20 protein-coding genes are annotated in these 20015 nt (G+C 71.9%); 3 read left to right on the top strand and 17 right to left on the bottom strand.

Annotated features, from left to right (window positions below; genetic code table 11):
* Positions 1-4: 4 nt before the first annotated feature.
* Genes OIE67_RS18185 through OIE67_RS18155 form a run of 7 tightly spaced genes read right to left on the bottom strand, consistent with a single transcriptional unit; the run spans position 5 to position 7692 of the window.
* A complete protein-coding gene (locus OIE67_RS18185; RefSeq protein WP_326641833.1) occupies positions 5-910 on the bottom strand; it encodes an ABC transporter permease in 906 nt (301 codons plus the stop codon).
* Entirely contained in the window at positions 907-2514 is a 1608-nt protein-coding gene (locus OIE67_RS18180) for an ABC transporter substrate-binding protein (RefSeq protein WP_326641831.1), read from the bottom strand. The genes OIE67_RS18185 and OIE67_RS18180 overlap by 4 nt, the downstream gene beginning before the upstream one ends.
* Positions 2511-3623, bottom strand: a complete 1113-nt coding sequence (locus OIE67_RS18175; protein ID WP_326641829.1) for an LLM class flavin-dependent oxidoreductase — start codon at positions 3621-3623, stop codon at positions 2511-2513. The genes OIE67_RS18180 and OIE67_RS18175 overlap by 4 nt, the downstream gene beginning before the upstream one ends.
* Positions 3620-4660 (bottom strand): LLM class flavin-dependent oxidoreductase, encoded by a 1041-nt coding sequence (locus tag OIE67_RS18170; RefSeq protein WP_326641826.1) that lies wholly within the window; start codon positions 4658-4660, stop codon positions 3620-3622. Before OIE67_RS18170 ends, OIE67_RS18175 begins: the two co-directional genes overlap by 4 nt.
* Positions 4657-5820, bottom strand: a complete 1164-nt coding sequence (locus tag OIE67_RS18165; RefSeq protein ID WP_326641824.1) for an LLM class flavin-dependent oxidoreductase — start codon at positions 5818-5820, stop codon at positions 4657-4659. Before OIE67_RS18165 ends, OIE67_RS18170 begins: the two co-directional genes overlap by 4 nt.
* On the bottom strand, positions 5817-7136 hold the full coding sequence (locus OIE67_RS18160) for an NtaA/DmoA family FMN-dependent monooxygenase (protein ID WP_326641822.1): 1320 nt from the start codon (positions 7134-7136) through the stop codon (positions 5817-5819). The genes OIE67_RS18165 and OIE67_RS18160 overlap by 4 nt, the downstream gene beginning before the upstream one ends.
* A gap of 43 nt (positions 7137-7179) precedes the next feature.
* A complete protein-coding gene (locus OIE67_RS18155) occupies positions 7180-7692 on the bottom strand; it encodes a flavin reductase family protein (RefSeq protein ID WP_326641820.1) in 513 nt (170 codons plus the stop codon).
* 36 nt (positions 7693-7728) lie between these two features.
* Here OIE67_RS18155 and OIE67_RS18150 point away from each other — a divergent pair, with 36 nt between their 5' ends.
* Positions 7729-7920, top strand: coding sequence for a hypothetical protein (locus OIE67_RS18150; RefSeq protein ID WP_106252437.1), 192 nt, complete (start codon positions 7729-7731; stop codon positions 7918-7920).
* Positions 7921-8044: 124 nt separating this feature from the next.
* Here the strand turns inward: OIE67_RS18150 and OIE67_RS18145 are convergent, their stop codons facing one another.
* Complete coding sequence (locus OIE67_RS18145) at positions 8045-8911, bottom strand: amidohydrolase family protein (protein WP_326641816.1); 867 nt, start codon at positions 8909-8911, stop codon at positions 8045-8047.
* A 79-nt stretch (positions 8912-8990) separates the two neighbouring features.
* Here OIE67_RS18145 and OIE67_RS18140 point away from each other — a divergent pair, with 79 nt between their 5' ends.
* Positions 8991-9842: a PaaX family transcriptional regulator gene (locus OIE67_RS18140; protein WP_326641814.1), complete on the top strand. Its 852-nt coding sequence runs from the start codon at positions 8991-8993 to the stop codon at positions 9840-9842.
* Positions 9843-9911: 69 nt separating this feature from the next.
* Here the strand turns inward: OIE67_RS18140 and OIE67_RS18135 are convergent, their stop codons facing one another.
* The 4 genes from OIE67_RS18135 to OIE67_RS18120 are packed head-to-tail and all read right to left on the bottom strand — an operon-like array spanning position 9912 to position 15032.
* Positions 9912-10808 (bottom strand): carbohydrate ABC transporter permease, encoded by an 897-nt coding sequence (locus tag OIE67_RS18135; RefSeq protein WP_326641812.1) that lies wholly within the window; start codon positions 10806-10808, stop codon positions 9912-9914.
* Positions 10805-11779 (bottom strand): carbohydrate ABC transporter permease, encoded by a 975-nt coding sequence (locus tag OIE67_RS18130; protein ID WP_326641810.1) that lies wholly within the window; start codon positions 11777-11779, stop codon positions 10805-10807. The genes OIE67_RS18135 and OIE67_RS18130 overlap by 4 nt, the downstream gene beginning before the upstream one ends.
* A 1-nt stretch (position 11780) precedes the next feature.
* Entirely contained in the window at positions 11781-13154 is a 1374-nt protein-coding gene (locus OIE67_RS18125) for an extracellular solute-binding protein (RefSeq protein WP_326641808.1), read from the bottom strand.
* A 12-nt stretch (positions 13155-13166) separates the two neighbouring features.
* Positions 13167-15032, bottom strand: a complete 1866-nt coding sequence (locus tag OIE67_RS18120) for a glycoside hydrolase family 127 protein (protein ID WP_326641806.1) — start codon at positions 15030-15032, stop codon at positions 13167-13169.
* An 898-nt stretch (positions 15033-15930) separates the two neighbouring features.
* On the opposite strand from OIE67_RS18120, the gene OIE67_RS55460 reads away from it, so the two are divergent.
* A complete protein-coding gene (locus OIE67_RS55460) occupies positions 15931-16551 on the top strand; it encodes an Ig domain-containing protein (protein ID WP_407674861.1) in 621 nt (206 codons plus the stop codon).
* Here the strand turns inward: OIE67_RS55460 and OIE67_RS18110 are convergent.
* The 5 genes from OIE67_RS18110 to OIE67_RS18090 form a co-directional block, all read right to left on the bottom strand.
* Positions 16445-16762, bottom strand: coding sequence for a putative quinol monooxygenase (locus tag OIE67_RS18110; protein WP_326641802.1), 318 nt, complete (start codon positions 16760-16762; stop codon positions 16445-16447). The two genes, OIE67_RS55460 and OIE67_RS18110, sit on opposite strands and share 107 nt — an antisense overlap.
* Before the next feature lie 23 nt (positions 16763-16785).
* On the bottom strand, positions 16786-18126 hold the full coding sequence (locus OIE67_RS18105) for a lanthionine synthetase LanC family protein (protein WP_326641800.1): 1341 nt from the start codon (positions 18124-18126) through the stop codon (positions 16786-16788).
* A 136-nt stretch (positions 18127-18262) separates the two neighbouring features.
* Positions 18263-18739 carry a hypothetical protein gene (locus OIE67_RS18100; protein WP_407674860.1) on the bottom strand — a complete coding sequence of 159 codons (477 nt, stop codon included), beginning with the start codon at positions 18737-18739 and terminating at the stop codon, positions 18263-18265.
* Between the two features lie 55 nt (positions 18740-18794).
* A complete protein-coding gene (locus OIE67_RS18095; RefSeq protein WP_326641798.1) occupies positions 18795-19310 on the bottom strand; it encodes a hypothetical protein in 516 nt (171 codons plus the stop codon).
* A 145-nt stretch (positions 19311-19455) separates the two neighbouring features.
* Complete coding sequence (locus OIE67_RS18090) at positions 19456-19980, bottom strand: hypothetical protein (RefSeq protein ID WP_326641796.1); 525 nt, start codon at positions 19978-19980, stop codon at positions 19456-19458.
* Between the last annotated feature and the right edge of the window lie 35 nt (positions 19981-20015).

Raw genomic sequence — 20015 nt, 5'->3', positions numbered from 1 at the left:
GGGGTCAGCCTCGGATTCGGGGGTCGATGGCGCGGTAGGCCAGGTCGAGGAGGGTGCTGATGACCACGTACACGACGGCCGACAGCAGCACCACCGCCATCACCACCGGCATGTCCCGCCCGGTGACGGCCTCCATCGCCACCCGGCCGAGACCCGGGCGGCCGAACAGGACCTCGGTGATCACCGCGCCGCCGAGCAGGGTGCCGGTGAACCAGCCGGCCAGCGTCACGGCGGGGATCAGCGCGTGCCGGAGCGCGTGCCCGGCCACGAGCGCGCGTTCGGTGAGCCCGCGCGCCCTGGCGGTGACCGCGAACGGCTGCTCCAGCGCCCGTTCGAGGCCGCCACGCAGCACCTGGCCGAGCACGCCGGCGACGGGCAGCCCGAGCGCGAGCGCCGGCAGCACGAGCGCGCGCGGTCCCGCGGCCCCCGAGACGGGGAACCAGCCGAGCGTGAACGAGAACACCGACAGCAGCACGATCCCGATGAGGAACGGCGGCACCGACACCGCCACCAGTTCGGCCGCCGAGGCCGCGCCGCGCGCCGCCCGTCCCCGGCCGGCGGTGAGCAGGGCGATGAGCCCGGCCAGCGTCACGCCCGTGCCCGCCGCGGCGAGGGTGAGCTGCGCGGTGGGCCCGACCTGCGTGGCCAGGACCTCGCCGACACCCCGCTGCAGCTGGTACGAGCGCCCGAGGTCACCCTGGACGAGCCGCCACAGGTAGGACACGTACTGGACGATCTCGGGCCGGTCGAGCCCCCACTCGCGGACGATCGCGGCCCTGATCTCGGGCGTGTCGGCCCCGTCGCCGACCAGGATGTCCACGGTGTCGCCGGGAGCGAGCACCAGGGCCACGTACGAGGCGGTGGCGGCGGCCCACAGGACGGCCAGCCCGGTGCCGAGCCGCTTGATCACGTCTCGATCCGCACGTCGTAGGCGGAGGCGGGGGTGCCGGAGGCGGGGTCGAACCCGAGCCCTCGCACGCTCTTCCTGGCCGCGATCTGGTCGGCGGGCACGTAGATCGGGAAGACGATCGCCTTGTCCCTGACCACGATCCGCTGCACCTCGGCATAGAGCTTCGCGCGCCGCGCCTGGTCGGAGCTGGCGCCCGCCTCGGCGATGGCCTTCTCGACGCCCGGGTGAGAGAAGCGGGTGCGGTTGAGCGCGCCCTTGCCCGGCAGGAGCAGGTTGAGCGCGGCGCCGGCGTCGGAGTCGCCGCGGGAGTTCTCGAAGATCTCGTACGCGTCGTCCTCGAGCGCCTTCTGCGCCGTGCCGGTATCGACGATCTTGACCTGGAAGTCGATGCCGGCGTTCTGCTTGACCTGGGCCTGGATGGCCTGGGCGAGGACGTCGCGGCGGTCGCGTACGTAGGCGGAGGCGGAGACCGTGCGCACGCTGAGCCGCCGGCCGTCCTTGACCCGGTAGCCCTCGGCGTCGCGCTGCTTCCAGCCGGCCTGGTCGAGCAGCGCGTTGGCGCGGGCCACGTCGCCGCCGAACGAGCCTTCGAGCCCGGCGTCGTAGAAGGGGCTCGCCTTGCCGACGACGCTCCACGCCCGGGTGGCGGTGTCCTGGTAGACCGATTTCAGCACCGCGTCCACGTCCACGGCCGCGCGGAACGCCTCGCGTACGCGCTGGTCGTCGAACGGGGGGTGTGAGGTGTTGAAATAGTAGGAGAAGGCGGTGCCGCTGTTGAGCGCGGTCTGCAGAGTGAGCTCGGGGTCGCTCTTGATGAGCCCGGCTTCGGTGGCGGGGACGCCCTCGATGACCTGCACCTGACCGGAGGTGAGCGCGCCGACCCGGACGGCCGCCTCGGGCAGGAACCGGTAGGTGATCTCCGCAAGATGGGCGGGGCCCTGGTGGGCGGCGCCGGCGGGCGGCCACCGGTAGGCGGGGTTGCGGCGGTAGTGGATCTCCTGGCCGGGCACGTAGCGGTCCAGAATGAACGGCCCGGTGCCGACCAGGTCGGGCCCGCCGAACTTCAGGTCCTTGGCGCTCTTGAGCGATTTCGGGGAGATCTGCCCGGCGTACGGCGAGGCGAGGAAGTCGAGGAACAGCCCGTCCGGCTCCTTGAGGGTGATCCGCAGCGTGGTCGGCGAGACCACCTCGGCCTGCTCGAACGCCCGCAGCTGGATCGTGGCCACGGCGGCGTTGTAGCCCTCGACCTTGAACTGGTCGAGGTTGGCCTTCACCGCGGCAGCGTCGAACGGGGTGCCGTCGTGGAAGGTCACGTCGTCCCGTAATTCGAGGGTGTAGGTGAGCTCGTCGTCCGACACCTTCCACGACCTGGCCAGCCACGGCTGGAAGGAGCCGTCCTTCGCCCGCGACAGCAGCGCGTCGAACTGGTTGAAGACGAGCAGCCTGACCTTGTTCTGCGACCACTGCTGGGGGTTGAGGGTGAGCGGCTGGGTCTCGACGGCCCAGGTCAGGCCGGCCGGGGCGGTCTCCTCGGCGGCCGGCGCGGTGCCGCACGCGGCCAGCGTCACCGAGGCGAGGAGCAGAGTGGAGGTCAGGCGCTTCACGGGCGGTCCCAGGCTTCGGCGAGCAGCTCGTACGAGCGCACCCGATCGTCGTGGTCGTGCGTGATGGTGGTGACGAGCAGCTCGTCGGCCCCCGTGACACGCCGCAGCGTGCGCAGCCGCTCCACGACCTGGTCGGGGGTGCCGGTGAACTGAGTGTCGACGCGGTCCTTGACCAGCTCCCGGTCCGCCTGACTCCACTCGTGGACGGCGGCCTCGGCGGGGGTGGGGAAGCGCATGGCGCCGGCGCCGGTCCTGATGCTGCGCACCCACAGGCCGTAGGGGGAGGCCAGTTCGCGCGCCTTGGCCTCGTCCTCGGCGACGACGGCGTCGGCGGAGACGATGACGTACGGCTCGGCCAGGTCGTCCGACGGTTTGAACGCCTCCCGGTAGGCCTCGACGGCCTCCAGCACGCTGGAGGGGCTGACATGGTAGTTGGCCGCGAACGGCAGCCCGCGCTCCCCCGCCACCTGGGCGCTCTGGCCGCCACTGCTGCCGAGGATCCACACCTCGACGTCGGCGCCCTCGCCGGGCACGGCGTGCGCCTCGTGGGTGCCGGTCAGGAAGGCGAGCACGTCGTCGATCTGGTCGGCGAAGTCGGGCGTGGTGGCGCCGGGCTGCTGGAGCAGGGTGGCGTAGTGGGCGAGGTGCGGGTGCTTGGCCAGCTGGGAGAAGTCGAACGGCGGCGGGATGAGCAGCCCGTCCACCGTCCTCGCGGCCGACGCGGCTCCAGGGGCCGATGCCTCAGCCGCCGCCGTTCTGGCGGCGAGTTCGGCGCGGCGCTGGCCCGAGCGGCCGATGCCCAGGTCGAGCCGTCCCGGGTACAGCGCGTCGATGAGGCCGAACTGCTCCACCACCGACAGCGGCGTCTGGTGCCCGAGCTGCACGGCCCCCGACCCGACCCGGATCGTCGTGGTGGCCGCCGCGACGAGCGCGATGAGCACGGCGGGCGCCGAACTGGCGACGCCGGGCGCGAAGTGGTGCTCGGCCAGCCAGTAGCGGCGGTAGCCGGCCGCCTCGGCGCGCCGGGCCAGGTCGATGGAGTTGCGCAGCGCGTCGGCGGCGCTCCGCCCCGAGGAGATGGGGGCGAGGTCGAGGATGGACAGCGTCATGAGGCTCCTCGGGCTTCGGGGAACGGCCTGCTCGGGATCTCGGCGCGCAGCACGGGCGCGACCTCGGCCTGGAACAGCTCCAGCGTGGCCTGGTGCTGGGCGGGGGTGAGCCCGTCGGCGTCGGCGTGCAGGTGCATGACCTCGTGGCCGAACCGCTTGTGGTAGCGCAGGACCTTGTCGATGATCTGCTGCGGGCTGCCGACGAGGATCGAGCCGCGCTCGATGGCGTCCTCCAGGGTGAGGAAGACGATCGGCAGGCCCAGCCTGCGCTGCAGTGCCACGCGCGCGTCGAAGATCGGCCGGTACGCGGCCACCGCCTGCTGCGAGGTCGGGGCCGCGTAGAAGCCGGCCGACCCCGCCCCGACCAGCGCGTCGGCCGGGTCGTGACCGTAGTGCGCCCAGCGTTCGCGGTAGTGGTCGATCAGCTCGGCGTACGGCTCGATCGGGTTGGTGACGTTGGCGGAGAACAGCGGGTCGCCGTAGCGGGCGGCCAGGTCGACGGACTCCTTGCTGGTGGCGCTTCCGTGCCAGACGCGGATCGGGCGTTGCAGGGGGCGCGGCCAGGTCTCGGCGTCGGTGAGCGAGGGCCGGAACCGGCCGCTCCAGGTGACCTTGTCCTCCCGCCACAGGCGGCGGAACAGCTCGTACGACTCCCGGTTGCGCTCCCACTGGTCCTCGGCGGTGACGTGGAACAGCTGGGCCTGGGCCGCGCCGTTGCCCTTGCCGATGATGAGGTCGAGCCGCCCGTCCGACAGGTGGTCGAGGGTGGCGTAGTCCTCGTAGGCGCGGACGGGGTCGAGCAGGCTCAGCGTGGTCACGGCGGTGAACAAGCGGATCTTCGTGGTCTTGGCGGCGATGTGGCTGAGCACGACGGGCGGCGAGGAGGAGATGAAGGGGCGCTCGTGCCGCTCCCCCACGCCGTAGCCGTCGAAGCCCAGTTCCTCGGCCAGCACCGCGTTCCGGACGACCTCGCGGAAGCGTTCCGTGGTCGATCGTTCGCCGGTGTGCGTGATCAGGGTGATGAGCAGGAACTTCATCGTGCCTCCGCGTAACGACCGGCCGGGCGGGGCAGGCCGAGCAGCCCGCGCAGCGTGCCGGCCTCGTACCGGCTGCGGAACTCCCCGCGCTCGCGCAGTTCGGCTGTCAGGCCTGAGGCGATCTGCCACAGGTCGTACGGCACCGCTCCCGGCCGCAGCCGGAAGCCCTCGATGCCGGCCCGCCGCCACTCCAGCAGCCGGTCGGCCAGCTCCCGCACGGTGCCGGTGAAGATCGCGGCGTCGGAGACGAGCTCGGCCCCGTCCAGCTCGTCGAGGCGGGCCTTGCGGGCGGCCGCGTCGTCGCCGAGGAAGACGACGAGGTCGGCGAAGATCTTCAGCTCGCCGGACAGCCCTCTGACCTCGTCCACGATGGCGCGCGCGTGCTCGGCCGAGTGCGGGGTGACGAAGACGACGTCGGCGCTGGAGGCGGCGAACTCGTACGGCAGTCGCGCGTGCGCGAGCGCGGTCACCACCGGCTGTCCCTGCGGCGACCTGGGCGTGATCGAGGGCCCGCGGACCGAGAAGAACGCGCCTTCGAAGTCGATGGGGTGGAGTTTGTCCCGGTCGATGAACCTGCCGGTGGGTACGTCCCTGATCTCGGCGTCGTCCTCCCAGCTGTCCCAGAGCCGCCGGGCCACCTCGACCGCGTCGGCGGCTTCGGCGAACAGGGCGCGCACGTGCGGGTCGGCGGACAAATCGGTAAGGCCGGTCAGGTCGAACGGCGGGAACTCCCTGCGGCCGAAGTGGCGGGCGTCGGAGGCGCGCACGGAGACCTGCGGCCGCCATCCGGCGCGCCCGCCGCTGACGTGGTCCAGGGTGGCGATGCCGATGGCGAGGTGGAACGGCTCGGTGTGCGTGGTGGTGGCGGTCGGCACCAGGCCGATCCCCCGGGTGAGCGGGGCCAGGCGGGCGGCCAGCAGCACGGCGTCGAAGCGGCCGCGGACCTGGTCGGTACGGTCGTCGTCGCCGTCGGGCAGGCTCGACTGCAGGCCGAGCGCGTCCTCGATGGTGACGAAGTCGAGCAGCCCGCGCTCGGCCTCGGCGACGAGCCCGGCCCAGTAGCGGGCCGAGAACAGCGCGCGCGGGGCTGCGCTCGACTCCCGCCATGCGGCGGGGTGCCAGCCCGCGCCGTCCAGCGCGGCGGCCAGGTGCAACGTCATGCCAGCTCCAGGTGTTCGCGCAGGGTGGTGCCGGTGTAGTCGGCACGGAACGAGCCGCGCTCCTGCAGCAGGGGCACGACGCGGTCGACGAAGTCGTCCAGGCCGCCCGGCGTGAGGTGGGGGACGAGGATGAATCCGTCGGCGGCGTCCCCCTGCACGTGTTCGTCGATCTGCCGGGCCACGGTCTCGGGAGTGCCGATGAACGTCTGGCGGCCGGTCACCTCGATGACCAGTTCGCGGATCGAAAGCCCCTTCTCCTCGGCCAGCGCCCGCCACTTGGCGGCCACGGCCGCGCGGTCCTTGATCGGCACGCGTCCCTGGGAGACGCCCTCGTCCAGGTCGGGCTCGACGTCGGGCAGCGGGCCGTCGGGGTCGAAGGCGGACATGTCGCGGCCCCACACCTGCTCCAGGAAGGCGATCGCGGTCTGCGGCCCGACCTGCTGGCGCCGGATGGCGGCGGCGTTCTCGGCGGCCTCCCCCGTGGTGTCGCCGAGCGCGTACGTGACGCCGGGCATGATCTTGAGCTGGTGCGGCTCGCGGCCGTGCCGGGCCAGGCGGCCCTTGACGTCGGCGTAGAAGCGCTTGCCCTCCTCCAGCGTGCCGTGCCGGGAGAAGATCACGTCGGCGGTGGCGGCGGCGAACTCCCTGCCCTCGTCGGAGTCGCCGGCCTGGATGATGACCGGGTGGCCCTGCGGGGCGCGGGGCAGGGTGAAGCGGCCCTCGATCGAGAAGTGCGCGCCGTCGTGCCGGACCGTGCCGACGGCGTCCTCGCGGACGAACCGGCCCGTGGCCTGGTCGGCGAGCACGGCGTCCGGCCGCCAGGAGTCCCACAGCTCGCGCGCCAGGCGGACGAACTCGGCGGCCCGCGTGTAGCGGTCGGCGCGGTCGAGGTAGCCGCCGCGGCGGAAGTTCTCGCCGGTGAAGGCGTCGGACGTGGTCACCACGTTCCAGGCGGCCCGGCCGCCGCTCAGGTGGTCGAGCGTGGACAGGCGCCTGGCCAGCTCGTACGGCTCGTTGAAGGTGGCGTTGACCGTGCCGGCCAGGCCGAGCCGGCCGGTGACGGCGGCCAGGGCGCTGAGCACGGTGAGCGCTTCGGGCCGCCCGACCACGTCCAGGTCGTGGATGCGGCCCTTGAGCTCGCGCAGCCGCAGCCCCTCGGCCAGGAAGAAGAAGTCGAACTTGCCGCGCTCGGCCGTCCTGGCCAGGTGGGCGAAGGAGGCGAAGTCGATCTGGCTGCCGGATCGGGGGTCGGCCCAGACGGTGGTGTTGTTCACGCCGGGGAAGTGGGCGGCCAGGTGGATCTGCTTGCGGCTCATCGCGGCCGCTTCATGGGTCGGGTCACGCTGGGCTCCGGGGTGCTCAGTCTTCTGGATGCGGGAGGAACCGGCCGAAGCGGCCCTGGTGGTAGAGGAGGGGGCGGCCAGGGCTGTGCGTGGTCACCTCGGCGACCAGCCCGACCACCAGGATGTGGTCGCCGACCTCGGCCGTCTCGTACGGCAGGCAGACCAGGTGCGCGGAGACGTCCTGGAGCAGCGGCGCGCCGAGCGGCCCCGGCCGCCAGCGGGTGGGCGGCGCGAACCTGTCGATGCCCTTGCGCGCGAACCGGGCGGCCACCTCGGCCTGGTCGCTGGCCAGGATGTTGACCGCGAAGTGGTCGGCGGTGCGCAGCCAGGGCCAGGTGGAGGAGGACCGGTCGACGTAGAAGGAGACCAGCGGCGGTTCGAGGCTGACCGAGGAGAAGGAGGTGGCGGTCAGCCCGACGGGGACGCCGTCGTTCTGGGCGGTGATGATCACGACGCCGCTGGCGTGCACGGCCAGCGCCTTCCTGAAGTGCTCGGCTTCGACGGCGCGGTCGGGCAGGGTGTCCGTCATGCCCGGCCCCTCCTCTCGGATGCGTGGCGGGCGGCCATGAACCTGGTTGAGATCACGGAGTTGTTCCTCACGAAGAAGGGCGCGCTCAAGCGGCACGGCGCGAGCATGGGCGAGCGCGGGCGAGCGCGGGCGGAAGGGTTCGTCAGCGGAGCGTGGACGGCGTCGGCCACGCCGGAGCACGAGGGTGAAGGGCGGGCGGGGGCCGCGCCGCCGGCTACTGGTCCGTGATCAACGACACTGGGCGCTGGCGACGTGGCAGCAGTCCACGTGCGGGCGTCCGGTCAGGAGGAATCCCTGGCTCATGTCAACGACGCTAAGCCGCGATCCCGAATAAGTCAATATTTCCTACTGGTTATGAGGGAAATTGGCGAGGGAGCCCGGCGTAGACCTTCATCGCGTTGCCCGCGAGCACGGCCGCGGCCACCTCGTCCGGCAGCAGCCCGGCCACCGCGCGGGCGTTGGCGGCGGTGCCGGGAACGCCCGGCCAGTCGGTGCCGAAGATGCACTTCCTGGCCAGCCGGGCCAGGTCGAACCGGGCGTAGTACTCCGGTAGCCGCTTGGGCGGCAGGCCGGACAGCTCCAGCCAGACCGTCTCGTTCGACAGGGCCAGGAAGGCGGCCGCGTCATACCACCAGCCGCGCCCGCCATGTGCGAGCACCACGTCGAGCCCGGGGAAGTCGCGCACGACCGGGATGAGGAAGGCCGGGTCGGCGTTCTCGTTGGCCGAGCCGGGGAAGGTGCTGGTGCCGCAGTGGACCACCAGCGGCACGCCCTGCTCCTCCAGCACCTGGTAGGCCGGGTAGAGCGCCGCGTCGTCGCAGCGGAAACCGCCGTGGACGGGGTGCAGCTTCAGCGCGGCGGCGCCGAGGGCGAGCTGCCTGCGCACCTCGGCGGCGAGGGGGAAGTGCAGGTGCGGGTTGACGTTGGCGACCGGGCGGAACCGGGACGGATTGTGCTCGACGATCGGCAGCAGATCCTCGAACGCCTGCGTGCCGGTGGCCTTCGGGCTGTATTCGCACAGCAGCAGCGCCACGTCCACGCCCTGCGCGGCGAACACCTCGTCCAGGCGGGCGGGACGGGGACGGCCCCCGGCGTCCCAGACGTCCTCGATCAGCCCCTCGGGGCCGAAGTCGCGGGCCCAGCGCAGCCAGGCGGGCTTGAGGGTGCCGAGCACCGGCACATGGACGTGAGCGTCGATGAGCGGCGTGCCGTCGAGCATGCCCCGTACATTACGCTCTACACAGCCATAATGGTTCGGCGGTGGTTTGTAGCACGTGAACGGCGAGAAGAGAGCCTGCATGACCCAGGGCGAGACACACGTCCAGACAAAGGCCAGGGGGTCGGCGGGAGCGCGTTCGCTGCTGCTGACCGTGCTCGGCGAGTTCGTCCTGCCGCGCGGCGGCGAGGTCTGGACCGGCACCCTGGTCACCGCGCTGGGCGCGCTCGGCGTCGAGGAGAAGTCCGCCCGCCAGGCCCTGTCGCGCACGGCCGCCGAGGGTCTGCTCGGCTCCGCCCGGCACGGCCGCAGGGTGCGCTGGAGCCTGTCCCCGGCCGGCGACCGGCTGCTGCGCGAGGGCACCGAGCGCATCTACGGCTTCATGCGCGGGTCGCACGACTGGGACGGCCGCTGGCTCGTGCTCACCGCCGGGGTGCCGGAGTCGCAGCGGCGGCTGCGCCACCGCCTGCGCACCCGGCTCACCTGGCTGGGGCTCGGCTCCCCCGCCCCGGGGCTGTGGGTGATCCCGGACGCCTCGAAGGAGGCCGCGGTCCGCGAGGTGGTGCGCGAGCTCGACCTCGGCGACCGCGTCTTCGCCTGGACGGGCCCGTCGGCCGGGATCGGCGACCCCGCCAGGCTGATCACGGCCGCGTGGGACCTCGACGACGTGGAGAAACGCTACCTGGCCTTCATCGAGCGCTTCGCGGGCCTCACCACGGCCACCGGCCGGGAGGCGTTCGTCCACCAGGTGCGGATCGTCCAGGAATGGCGGGGTTTCCCGTTCCTCGACCCCGACCTGCCCGCCGAGCTGCTGGAGCACGACTGGCCGGGGCCGCGGGCCGCGGCCGTCTTCCACGACCTGCGCAACCGCTGGCACCGCAGGGCCCAGGCCGAGTGGGACGTCATGGACGGCGAGGCCGGCACCCGCCCGTGACGCCCGTCGACACTCTACGGAGTCTCGACGCCGGACCATCCGCCTGTCGCCGATCCCCGGGCTTTCCGCTCAGTTCTTGATGCCGGTGAGCGTGACCCCCTCGATGAAGTAGCGCTGCAGGAAGAAGAACAGGGCGATGATGGGCGCGATCACGGCGGCGGAGGCGGCCATCAGGTATCCCCACTGGGTGAGGTACGTGCTCTGGAAGGAGGCCAGGCCGAGGGAGAGCGTGTACTTCTCCTCGTCGTTGAGGTAGAGCAGCGGGCCGAGGAAGTCGTTCCAGGTCCCGATGAAGGTGAAGATCGTCACCACCACGATCGCGGGCTTGGACAGCGGCATGACGATCGTCCAGAAGACCCGCCACGGCGAGGCCCCGTCGATGTAGGCGGCCTCGTCCAGCTCGAACGGGATCGTCAGGAAGAACTGCCGCAGCAGGAACACGTTGAACACCCCGCTGCCCGCGCCGGCGAACCAGCTCGGCACCGTCAGCGGGACGAACGTGTCGAGCGCGCCCAGCTCCTGCCACATCACGAAGGTCGGGATGAGCGTCACCGCGTACGGCAGCATGACCCCGCTCAGCAGCACCGCGAACGCCACGTTCCGGCCTCGCCAGCGCAGCCGGGAGAAGCTGAACGCGGCCACCGAGCAGGTCAGCACCGTGCCGAGCACGCTGATCACCGCGATGACCACCGTGTTGACGAAGTACAGCCAGAACGGCTGCGCCGTGAGCGCCTCGGTGAAGTTGTCCCACTGGAACGGCGACGGGATCCACTCCGGCGGCGCGACGAACATCTGCGCGTCCTGCATGAGCGCGCTGCGCACCAGCCAGACGAACGGCAGCAGCGTCGGCACGGCCCCGGCCACGAGCGCCACGTACAACAGCGCCTTGCCGTACCTGCGCGGCCGGCGCGGGCCCGCGACCGGGGCGACCCGCGCGGCCCGCGGCGGCGTTTCCAGCGCGGTCATCGGGCCCCCGCCATCTCGTAGTAGACCCAGCGGCGGGCGTTCCTGAACAGCAGGAACGTGATCACCACGATGATCATGAACAGGACCCAGGCGAGCGCGCTGGCGTAGCCCATCTCGCTCTCCTTGAACGCCATCCGGAACAGGTAGTAGACGTAGAACAGCGTGGCGTTGTTGGGTCCGCCCTCGGTCATCACGTACGCCTGGTTGAACACCTGGAAGGTGCCGACCACGCCCACCACGAGGTTGTAGAAGATGGTGGGCGTCATCATCGGCAGCGTCACGTGCCAGAAGCGCCGCCAGGGGCCGCCGCCGTCGATCGAGACCGCCTCGTACAGGTGCCGCGGCACCCCTTGCAGGCCGGCCAGGAAGATGACCATGGTGTTGCCGAAGCCCCAGGTGCTCATCACGATCAGCGACGGGATCGCCATCGCCTCGTCGTAGATCCACTGGCCGGCCGGCAGCCCGGCCTGGCGCAGCAGCGAGTTGAGCAGCCCGAAGTCCGGGTTGAAGATCCAGATCCAGAGGACCACGTTGGCGATGGCGGGCACGAGTGTGGGCAGATAGAAGATGGTCCGCCAGATCGGCAGCCCGCGTACCTTCTGGTTGAGCAGCATGGCGACGGCGAAGGAGACGATCAGGACGAGCGGGACCGCGCCGAGCGTGTAGTACGTGGTCGCGCTCAGCGACGTCCAGAACAGCGCGTCGTCCACCAGCTCGGTGTAGTTGCCGAGCCCGATGAACGAGGGCGAGCCGCCCACCTGCCAGTCCGTCAGGCTGAACACGAGCGAGGCCACCATCGGGCCCGCCGTGAAGATCACGAAGCCGAGGATCGCCGGGAGCGCCATGAGCAGCCCCCAGCGCCGCTCCATGCGGCGCTGCCCGGACAGGCGCTGCCCGGACAGGCGCCGACCGGACAGGCGCCGGTCCGGCGGTTTCCGGCCGCTGGGGCTGTGGTCCGGAGTGCCCGGCATGTCACGCCTCCTGCACGTGCTGCCAGCCCTGCAGCATGCCGGTGATCTTCGGGCTGACCTCCTTGAGCACCTCCGCCGCGGGCCGCTTGCCCGACTCGAGCTCCTGCAGCGCGGGGGTGAGCACGTCGCTGGAGATGGCGGACAGGTTCTTGACCCGGTTGCGCAGGTCGGGCACGCCGTGGTCGCGGGCGTAGTCGACGACGGCCGTGCGGAACTCCGGCGGGTGGCCGTCGTTCCTGGTCCAGGAGTCGACGGCGGCCTGGTCCTCGTAGTACTTCTTCTCCTGCGGCATCCACAGGCCCTGCTGGTAGAGGTCCACGTACCGCGGGTCGATGTGGAAGGCGAACAGCTCGACGGCCTCCTCCACGTGCTTGGTCGTGCTGAACACCGAGGAGGCGCCGGCGACCTGGGAGGTGGTGAACGGCTCGGCGTACTTCGGCAGCACGCCGATGCCGAAGTCGACCTTGCTCTCGTTCATGTCGAGCAGGCTCCAGTGGCCGTCCACCACCATCGCCACCCGCTTGGTCTTGAGCAGGATGTTCGTGCCCGGCACGTCGTCGCCGGTGGCCGCCAGCTGGCCCGGGCCTGGGGCGACGCGGTGCTTGTGGATGAGGTCCTGGAGGTTCTGGAACACCTGGATCGCCTCGGGGGTGTCCAGCAGGCACTTCTTGCCGGCCTCGTCGGCGAAGTCGGCGCCGTTGCTGCGCAGGAAGCCGTACCAGGCGGCGGCGTAGGTGAGGCTGATGGAGATGCCGAACTGCCTGACCTGCTTGGGGTCGAAGCCGGACTCGTCCGGGTGCTTGCCGTTCTGGTCGACGGTGAGCTTGTAGGCGTTCTCCACTAACTGGTCCCACGACCAGGCCGAGGAGGCCACGGCGGGCGGCGTGGCGGCCCCGGCCGCGGCGATGGCCGACTTGCTGTACCACAGCAGCTCGATCTCGTTGGCGGTGGCCACGCCGTGCAGCTTGTCCTGGCCGTACCAGAGGTAGGCGTCCGGCAGGTAGCCGGCCAGCTGCGGATACTTCTGCAGGTACGGGAACAGGTTGACCAGGTTGCCCTGTTCGGCCAGGCGGAACGACATCGACATCGGCACGTACCCGAGGTCCGGGGTGTTGCCGCCGGCGACCAGGCTGTTGAGCTTGACGTCGTACTCGTCGGGGGTGAAGACCGGCTTCACCTTGATGTCCTGGTTCTTCTGCTCGAAGGACTTGAGCATCTTCTCGACGGCGGCCTTCTCGAACGTCGAGCCCCAGTACATGAACTGCAGCTGCGTCGCCCCGGCCGCGCCCGACCCTCCGCCCGAACCGCAGGCGCTCACGCCCGCCGCTCCCAGGGCGGCCAGGCCGCCCATCCTGAACAGGTCTCTTCTCTTCATGGGTGCGTGTCCTTACGCGAGGGGGGTCCAGACCCGCATGACGCCGCCGTCGCGGTTGTCCCACTGGTAGTAGGGAACGGCCACGGCGGTGGTGGGGGCCGGGAGGCTTGCCGGGGGTGCGGTGCCGTACGGGAGGCCGTCCGGCGGGGCGGGAGGCAGGCGGACGGCGTCCGCCTCGATGAGCACGGTCCTGCCGACGCCGGGCAGGTCGCGCTCGACGGCGCGCAGCCCGGAGTCCGGGGTCAGCGCCAGGTCTTCCAGATCGCCGTCCTGGTCGATCTGCTCGAAGCAGTAGACGAGCGGGCCGCGCTCGATCGCGGCGCAGCCGCGCAGCGCGTCGATCCTGCGGTGCGGCAGCACGAGCCTGGGCGTCATGTCCAGGTCGACGGTGAAGGTGTCGCCGGCCCGCCAGTCGCGGCGGATCTCGGCGTAGCCGTCGGCGTTGGGGGTGAGCTCGCCGGAAGCGCTCCAGGCGGGGATACGCAGCTTGAGCGTCCACTCCCCGCCCGGCGTGTCGTGGACGGTGAACCGGATCCGGCCGTCCCAGGGGTAGTCGGTCTCGACGGCGAGGGTGATGCCGCCGGCCCTGATGGTGCCGGGCACGTACTGGTGCACCGACAGGCCGTCGTCGTCGGTGGTGGCGACGTAGTGGCCGAGTGAGGCGACCAGGCGCATGATGTTCGGCGGGCAGCAGGCGCAGGCGAACCACTCCCTGCGCCGGCCCAGGTAGGCGTCCTCGAACAGGTCGGCGCGGCGCTGCAGCGGGTTGACGTAGAAGAAGCGGACGCCGTCGGCGGAGGTGGAGGCGGCGAAGGCGTTGTAGAGGGTGCGCTCGATGAGGTCGGCGTAGCGGCCGTGGCCGGTGGCCAGCAGCAGCCGCCAGTTCCAGTGGATGCCGGCGATGGCGGCGCAGCTCTCGTTGTAGGCGCGGTCCGGCGGCAGCTCGTAGCGCTCGCCGAACGCCTCTCCGTCGTGGCGTGAGCCGTGGCCGCCGGTGATGGCGGTCTTGGTGGCGACCAGGTCCTCCCAGCGCCGCACCGAGCAGGCCAGCAACGTCTCGTCGCCGGTCTCGACGGCCACGTCCACCACCCCGGCCTCCAGGTAGAGCTGGCGCACGGCGTGCCCGACGGCGGTGTCGGCCTCGCGTACGGGCAGGTGGTCCTGGGCGTAGAGCGGCCCGAGCCCGGTCTCGGCGATCAGGCCCCGGCCGCGGTTGTCGATCAGCTTGCGGGCCAGCTCCAGGTAGGAGCCCTCCCCGGTGAGCCGGTACAGCTCGACCAGCGCCGTCTCCACCTCGGCGTGCCCGTCGATGGCGTCGTCGCCGTCCACCAGGAAGCGCCGGACCAGCAGGTCGGCGAAGCGGCGGGCGACCGCCGGCAGCTCGTCGCCGAGCCCGGCCCGCGCCGCGGCCACCGCGGCCTGGATGAGGTGGCCGGCGCAGTACATCTCGTGGCTGTACTCCAGCTCGGTCCAGATCTTGTCCGGCTTGACCATCTGGTAGTGCGAGTTCAGGTAGCCGTCGGGGCGCTGGGCGCGGGCGAGCAGCGCGGCCGTCTCCGCGACGAAGGCGCGGTAGCCGTCGTCCGGCAGCCGGCCGTGCTCCCACGCGACCGCTTCGAGCTGCTTGTACAGGTCGGAGTCCTGGAAGCGGAAGCCCTGGAAGGAACCCTCGCTCTCCCCTGCGGCCAGCCGCAGATTGGGCAGGGCTCCCGACTTCTCCATCTGCTCCAGGCCGAGCGGGATGCCGGCCTCCCTGTTGATCCGCTGCCAGCGCCCGAACGGGCCTCCTTCGATCTCGACGTCGTCGATGCCCAGCGGTCGCTGAACGCCGGTGGACGGTGCCAGCGGGCCGCGGACGCGGTCCGTGCGGTCAGACATCGCGCTCCCTGTGCCTGGGAAGAGGTTTTCTCGCCGAAATGTAGGATGTGATACAGCACTAGTCAATAGTCCCAGCATGTGCGGCGTATCTTCGTCGGCAAACGATTGCCTTCTCTTGCCCCCGCCGCAGGCTCTCCGGCGAGCTTCGTGGCGGCCGAAGACGACTGGCCGCCGTGGCCGCGTCACTCGCCGAGGGCACCTCCCGGCTGATGATGGACCTGCCCAGCCGGCTCACCGCCACCGGCGCGGCCAAGACGCTGACGTTCGCGAACGCCGCCGGGTCCAAGGTCTTCCGGCTGGCCATCCACTCCAAGCGCGGTCCCGGCGCCGACGAGCGGCACACGCTGCGGCTGACGACCAGGGACGCGGGCGGGGCGACGTACGAGCAGTCGATGCCGATCTTCGTGCAGCAGGACGAGAAGACGGCGTTGCAGCCGTCGCTGCCGATCGCCTTCGACTACCGTCACGACACCGTCACCGGCTACTTCGGCGACGCCGGCGTGCGCACGGCCGCCGAGGAGGCGGTCAAGGACTGGTTCCGCTTCTTCGACATGGAGCCCTTCGACACCGTCGCGGCCGGCGCCGAGCCGAACCATCTGCCGGGCGATGACTGGCAGAACACCGCCGACGTCACCAACGCCTCCGCCTACACCGGCATGTACGTGCACTTCCGCGGGATCCAGACGCCGTACTCGACCGGCTACCCGGCCGCCAACGGCCGCTACAGCACGCGCGGCGGCCGGCAGGTCGCGGGCCCGCTGCACCGCTCGACCGCGATGATCCTGGAGTACGACGAGGCGAACATCGACGGCAACCACCACATCCCCGGCGACCAGCCCTCCTGGGACCGGCTCAGCGGGCGGAGCGGCGGCTGGACCCACCTGGTCCCCACCCGCAGGTGGATGCTGACCAAGCCGGCCCTGCTGGTGGCGGAGAACGCGGGCTGGAAGCTCAACCGGAACCTCACCCCGTTCCTGGAGCCGTCGATCACCACCACCTCGCTCCCCAGGCCACGCCCGGCTCCGCCTACCGGCAGACGCTGGCCGCCAAGAGCGGCGTCCCCTTCTGCGACTGGCAGGTCACCGGCGGCTCGCTGCCGGCGGGGCTCGCCCTCGACCGTTTCACCGGCGCGATCACCGGCACACCCACGGCGGCGGGCACCTCGGCCTTCACCGTCCAGCTCAGGGACTACGACCGGCTGAGCACCCCGGCGAGCAGGACCTTCACGCTCACGATCGGTGCCGGCGGCGGCGCGAACCTGGCCGCGGCCGCCACCCCGTCACCAGGCTCAGGGTGGTGCTGCAGGGCGGCGCGGCGTCGGTCGGGCTGCTGTAGTGAAGGCGTACGCCTGAGGGGTTCCGAGGACGTCTTGAGACTGCCTGAGGACGTCTTCAAGCGCCTGGGCGGCCTGGTCAGGCGCCTGCGGGAGCCAGGCCCGCGCCGCCGAGCAGGTCCAGCTCGATCGTCTCGGCCGACTTCACCAGCCGGAACGCCTCGGCCGCCTCCGAGCTGCCTCTGACCTGCGCGAGCGCGGCGTCGAGGTCGGCCTGACTGCGCCACAGCTCGGTCACCCAGACGGTGTCGGGCGCGTCGGCCTGCCGGTTGACCAGGTACAGCTCGCAGCCGGCCGCACCCTCCAGCCGGGCGGCGGCGGCCAGGAGGAGGTCGGCGAGCTCCTGGCCCCGGCCGTCCTGGGCGATGAACTTCCCGTAACGGGCTTGTCGAGTCACGACGCCGAGCCTACCGGTGCCGATCAGTCCCCCGTGAACAGGGAGGACGGCAGCGGGATGGCGGGGAACGGGTTGTCGGGGAGCAGGACGACCCGGCGCGGCCGGTCCGCCTGGCCGGCCGCGTCGAGGTGCAGCAGGGCCGTGCCGATGCCGGCCGCGCCGACCATGTAGCCGGTGTCGGCCGTCACCTCGCCGGGCCGCAGCCGCCGGTACGCCTGGTACCAGCGGTAGCCCTGCCCGTTGTGGTCGGTGGCCCGGCCGATCAGGTCGGCGGCGAGCGTGCGGGCGTATTCGAGGTGGCGCGCCTCGCCGGTCGCCGCCCACAGCCCGGCGAACAGCTCGATCACGCCGGCCGTGCCGCAACACTGGCAGGCGACGTTCCAGTAGCCCTCGGTACGGTGGTGCGGCACGCCGCTGCTCACGATGCCGTGCGCCAGCCGTCCGGCCCACTCCAGGTCGCCGGGGTCGCCGGCCACCCGGTACAGCTCGTAGAACATCCTGGCCACGCCCGCCGAGCCGGAGCAGAACCCGAGGTAGTGCAGGTCGCGGGCCTGCGGCACGTGGTGCGGGACTACCGCGCAGGCGCCGGTCACGTGGCTGACCTCGCGCACGAAGGCGGCGCCGCTGCGCGCGGCGTGCAGGAAGCGGTCCTCGCCCGTGACGCCGTACAGGCGGGCGAGCAGGAACGCGGTGCCGGACGTGCCGGCCAGGAAGCCCGGGGTGACGGCGTCGACCGGCAGGTCGGCGCAGTCGCCGAAACGGTGGCCCGGAACGGGCAGCCGGGCGATGCGCCGCCCGGCCTCGACCGCCGCCTCCTCGTACGCGGGCACGCCGAGGTGGGTGGCGGCGCGGAGGAGCCCGAGGATGATGCCACCCTCGCCGCGCTGCGCCGGGTCGCGTGACCACCGCACCCCGTCGCCTGAGCTCTGCTCCACGCCCCGGCGGACGATCAGGTCGGCGATGGCCGCCGCCTCCGCCTCGAACTCGGCCTCGCCGAGCGTCCAGCCGGCCTCCATGAGGGCGATCATGACGCCGGTCAGGCCGTGGTAGAGGGTCAGGTCCTCCTGCTCACGCCAGGTGGCGGCGAGCCGGCGGGCGCCTGCTCTGGCATCCTCCAGGTACGCCTCGTGCCCGGTGGCGGTGGCCAGTTCGAGGAAGAACAGCACGATGCCGGCCGCGCCCGAGTAGAGGGACCAGGGTTCGGAGGTGACCGCCGAGGCACCGCGCGCGTCGGGGTTGGCCAGCCAGCGCCGGCCGTGCTCGTCGTCGATCGCGGCCGACCTGATCCACCGGCCGGCCATGATGGCGGCGGTCAACGGGGAATCGGCGCGGGCGCTCGACGCGCGCATCTCCTCGAGGCTCATGCCCTTATTTTCCCATAGGTTGAGTAGGAATACTGGGAATTCCGGGATTTCGTCTCTTCACCCGGCGGCTTCGGCGGACCGTACCAGTATGGCGGCATCCCACCGCTCCGCCGATCCCGCCTACGCCATCGTCTCGTCACCGTGACCCGTCCCGATCGGCCGCGTCGTCGTCGGTCACGCCGAGGACCCGCAGCAGGACGGTTCTGAGCTCGGCGTGGCTCGCGCCGCCGTCGAGCCGCTGCTCGGTCGCGATCCTGCCGTCCTCCAGGACGAGCACGCGGTCGGCCAGCGCGATGGCCTCGTCCACGTCGTGGGTGACCAGGAGCACGGAGGGGCGGTGCTGCTCGCACAGGCGGCGCAGCCGGACGTGCATCTTGAGCCTGGTCAGCGCGTCGAGCGCGCCGAAGGGCTCGTCGGCCAGGAGCAGGCGGGGCTCGCGTACCAGGGAGCGGGCCAGCGCGACCAGCCGCTGTCCGAGCCGCTGTCCGGGCCGCTGTCCGAGCGGCCGCCCGACCGGACACGCCAGTCGGCGCAGCCGCCCGACGGTCCGCGTGCGGGCCGGCCCGAGAAGCCGCAGGTAGGCTGGTCGGAGCAGCCGCAAGCGGCTTCGCACGCGGCCGGAGAAGCCGGAATCCGTCCGCGTGCGGACCGGCCCGAGAGGCCGTCGGTCAGTCCGCGTGCAGGCGGTGGAGGTCGGCGAGGCTCTGGCGGTAGAAGGCGAGGTCGCTCTCCAGCTTGGCCCGGGTGAAGCGGCCGGGGGCGGCGTCACGCGCCGAGCGGCCCATCTCCGTCCAGAAGGACTCCGGATCCGGCCCGTCGGCGCCCGCGTCGCCCTCGGGGACGAACTTGAGCGCCTCCGCGACGGCGTCGGCGGCGAAGGACCAGTCGGCGGCGACGGCGTCGAGCCCCTCCGGGTCGGACGGATCCTCGGCGAGCAGGAGCCCGCCTTCCAGGGCCCGGCTCGCGTACGTGGCCGAGACCAGCACCCACTGGCCGGGGTCGAGCAGCGCGCTCAGCCCCGTGCCGAACGTCGCCTCCGACTGCCTGGCCGCCTCCTCCGCCTCGTAGGGGACGAGCACCTCGACGCCGCCGGCGCGCACCAGCCAGCCCTCGTCCCCGTCGGCGACCGCCGCCTGCTCGGAGCCGCCCGGCGCCACCAGGTCGAGATAGACGTACGCCTCCACGAGGCTCCGCGCGGGACCCGGCCCGTCAGCACGGCGGTCCAGACCGTCTGTCAGGCGGTGGTCCGAGCCGTGGTCTGGACCTTGGTCCGAGCCGTGGCCGGAGGCTTGGCGGCGGGCGTCGGGTCCAGGGCGCTCGGGGCCGTGGTCAGGCATGCCGGGCCGCCAGGTCACGGTAGGAGTCGCGGACGATCAGCAGCCGGTCGAGCCGGAACCTGCCGGGCTCGGCCGCACGCACCTCTCGCCCGCGCGGCGACCAGAACCCGTCGTCGGGCACCGCCTCCGCGCCGGGCGGGATGAACTTGACGACCTCCGCCACCGCCGCGGCCGCCACCGACAGCGTGCGCCTGGCCTCGGCCTCGTCGTCCACCGGCACGTTGCCCGCGGTCAGATCGGCCACCCACATCCACTCCCCCGCGTCCAGCAGCTGCGAGCGCTCCTGACCTCCGAAGGTCGGATAGCCCGCCGGCATCACGGGACGCTCAGGCAGCCCGAACACGAACTCCCTGTCCCTGCCGCACTCCCCGCAGACGCCGCTGTAGCGGTTGGCCGGCCCGCCTTCGGCGCCGACCAGACCGCTCTCCCAGGTCGTGTCCACCGAACCGCAGGCGCATGGGTGCAGGTCGAGGTAGAGGTGGGCCTCATCCCTCGTCCGCGCTACCGCGAAGGTCATCTCCGTCCTCTCCTCAGGGGTGTAGCCGGGGTTCC

This window comes from Nonomuraea fuscirosea (assembly GCF_035917475.1).
Lineage (GTDB): Bacteria > Actinomycetota > Actinomycetes > Streptosporangiales > Streptosporangiaceae > Nonomuraea > Nonomuraea fuscirosea.
Note: the sequence above shows the minus strand (reverse complement) of the source record. Positions and strands in the feature narration are given on the sequence as shown.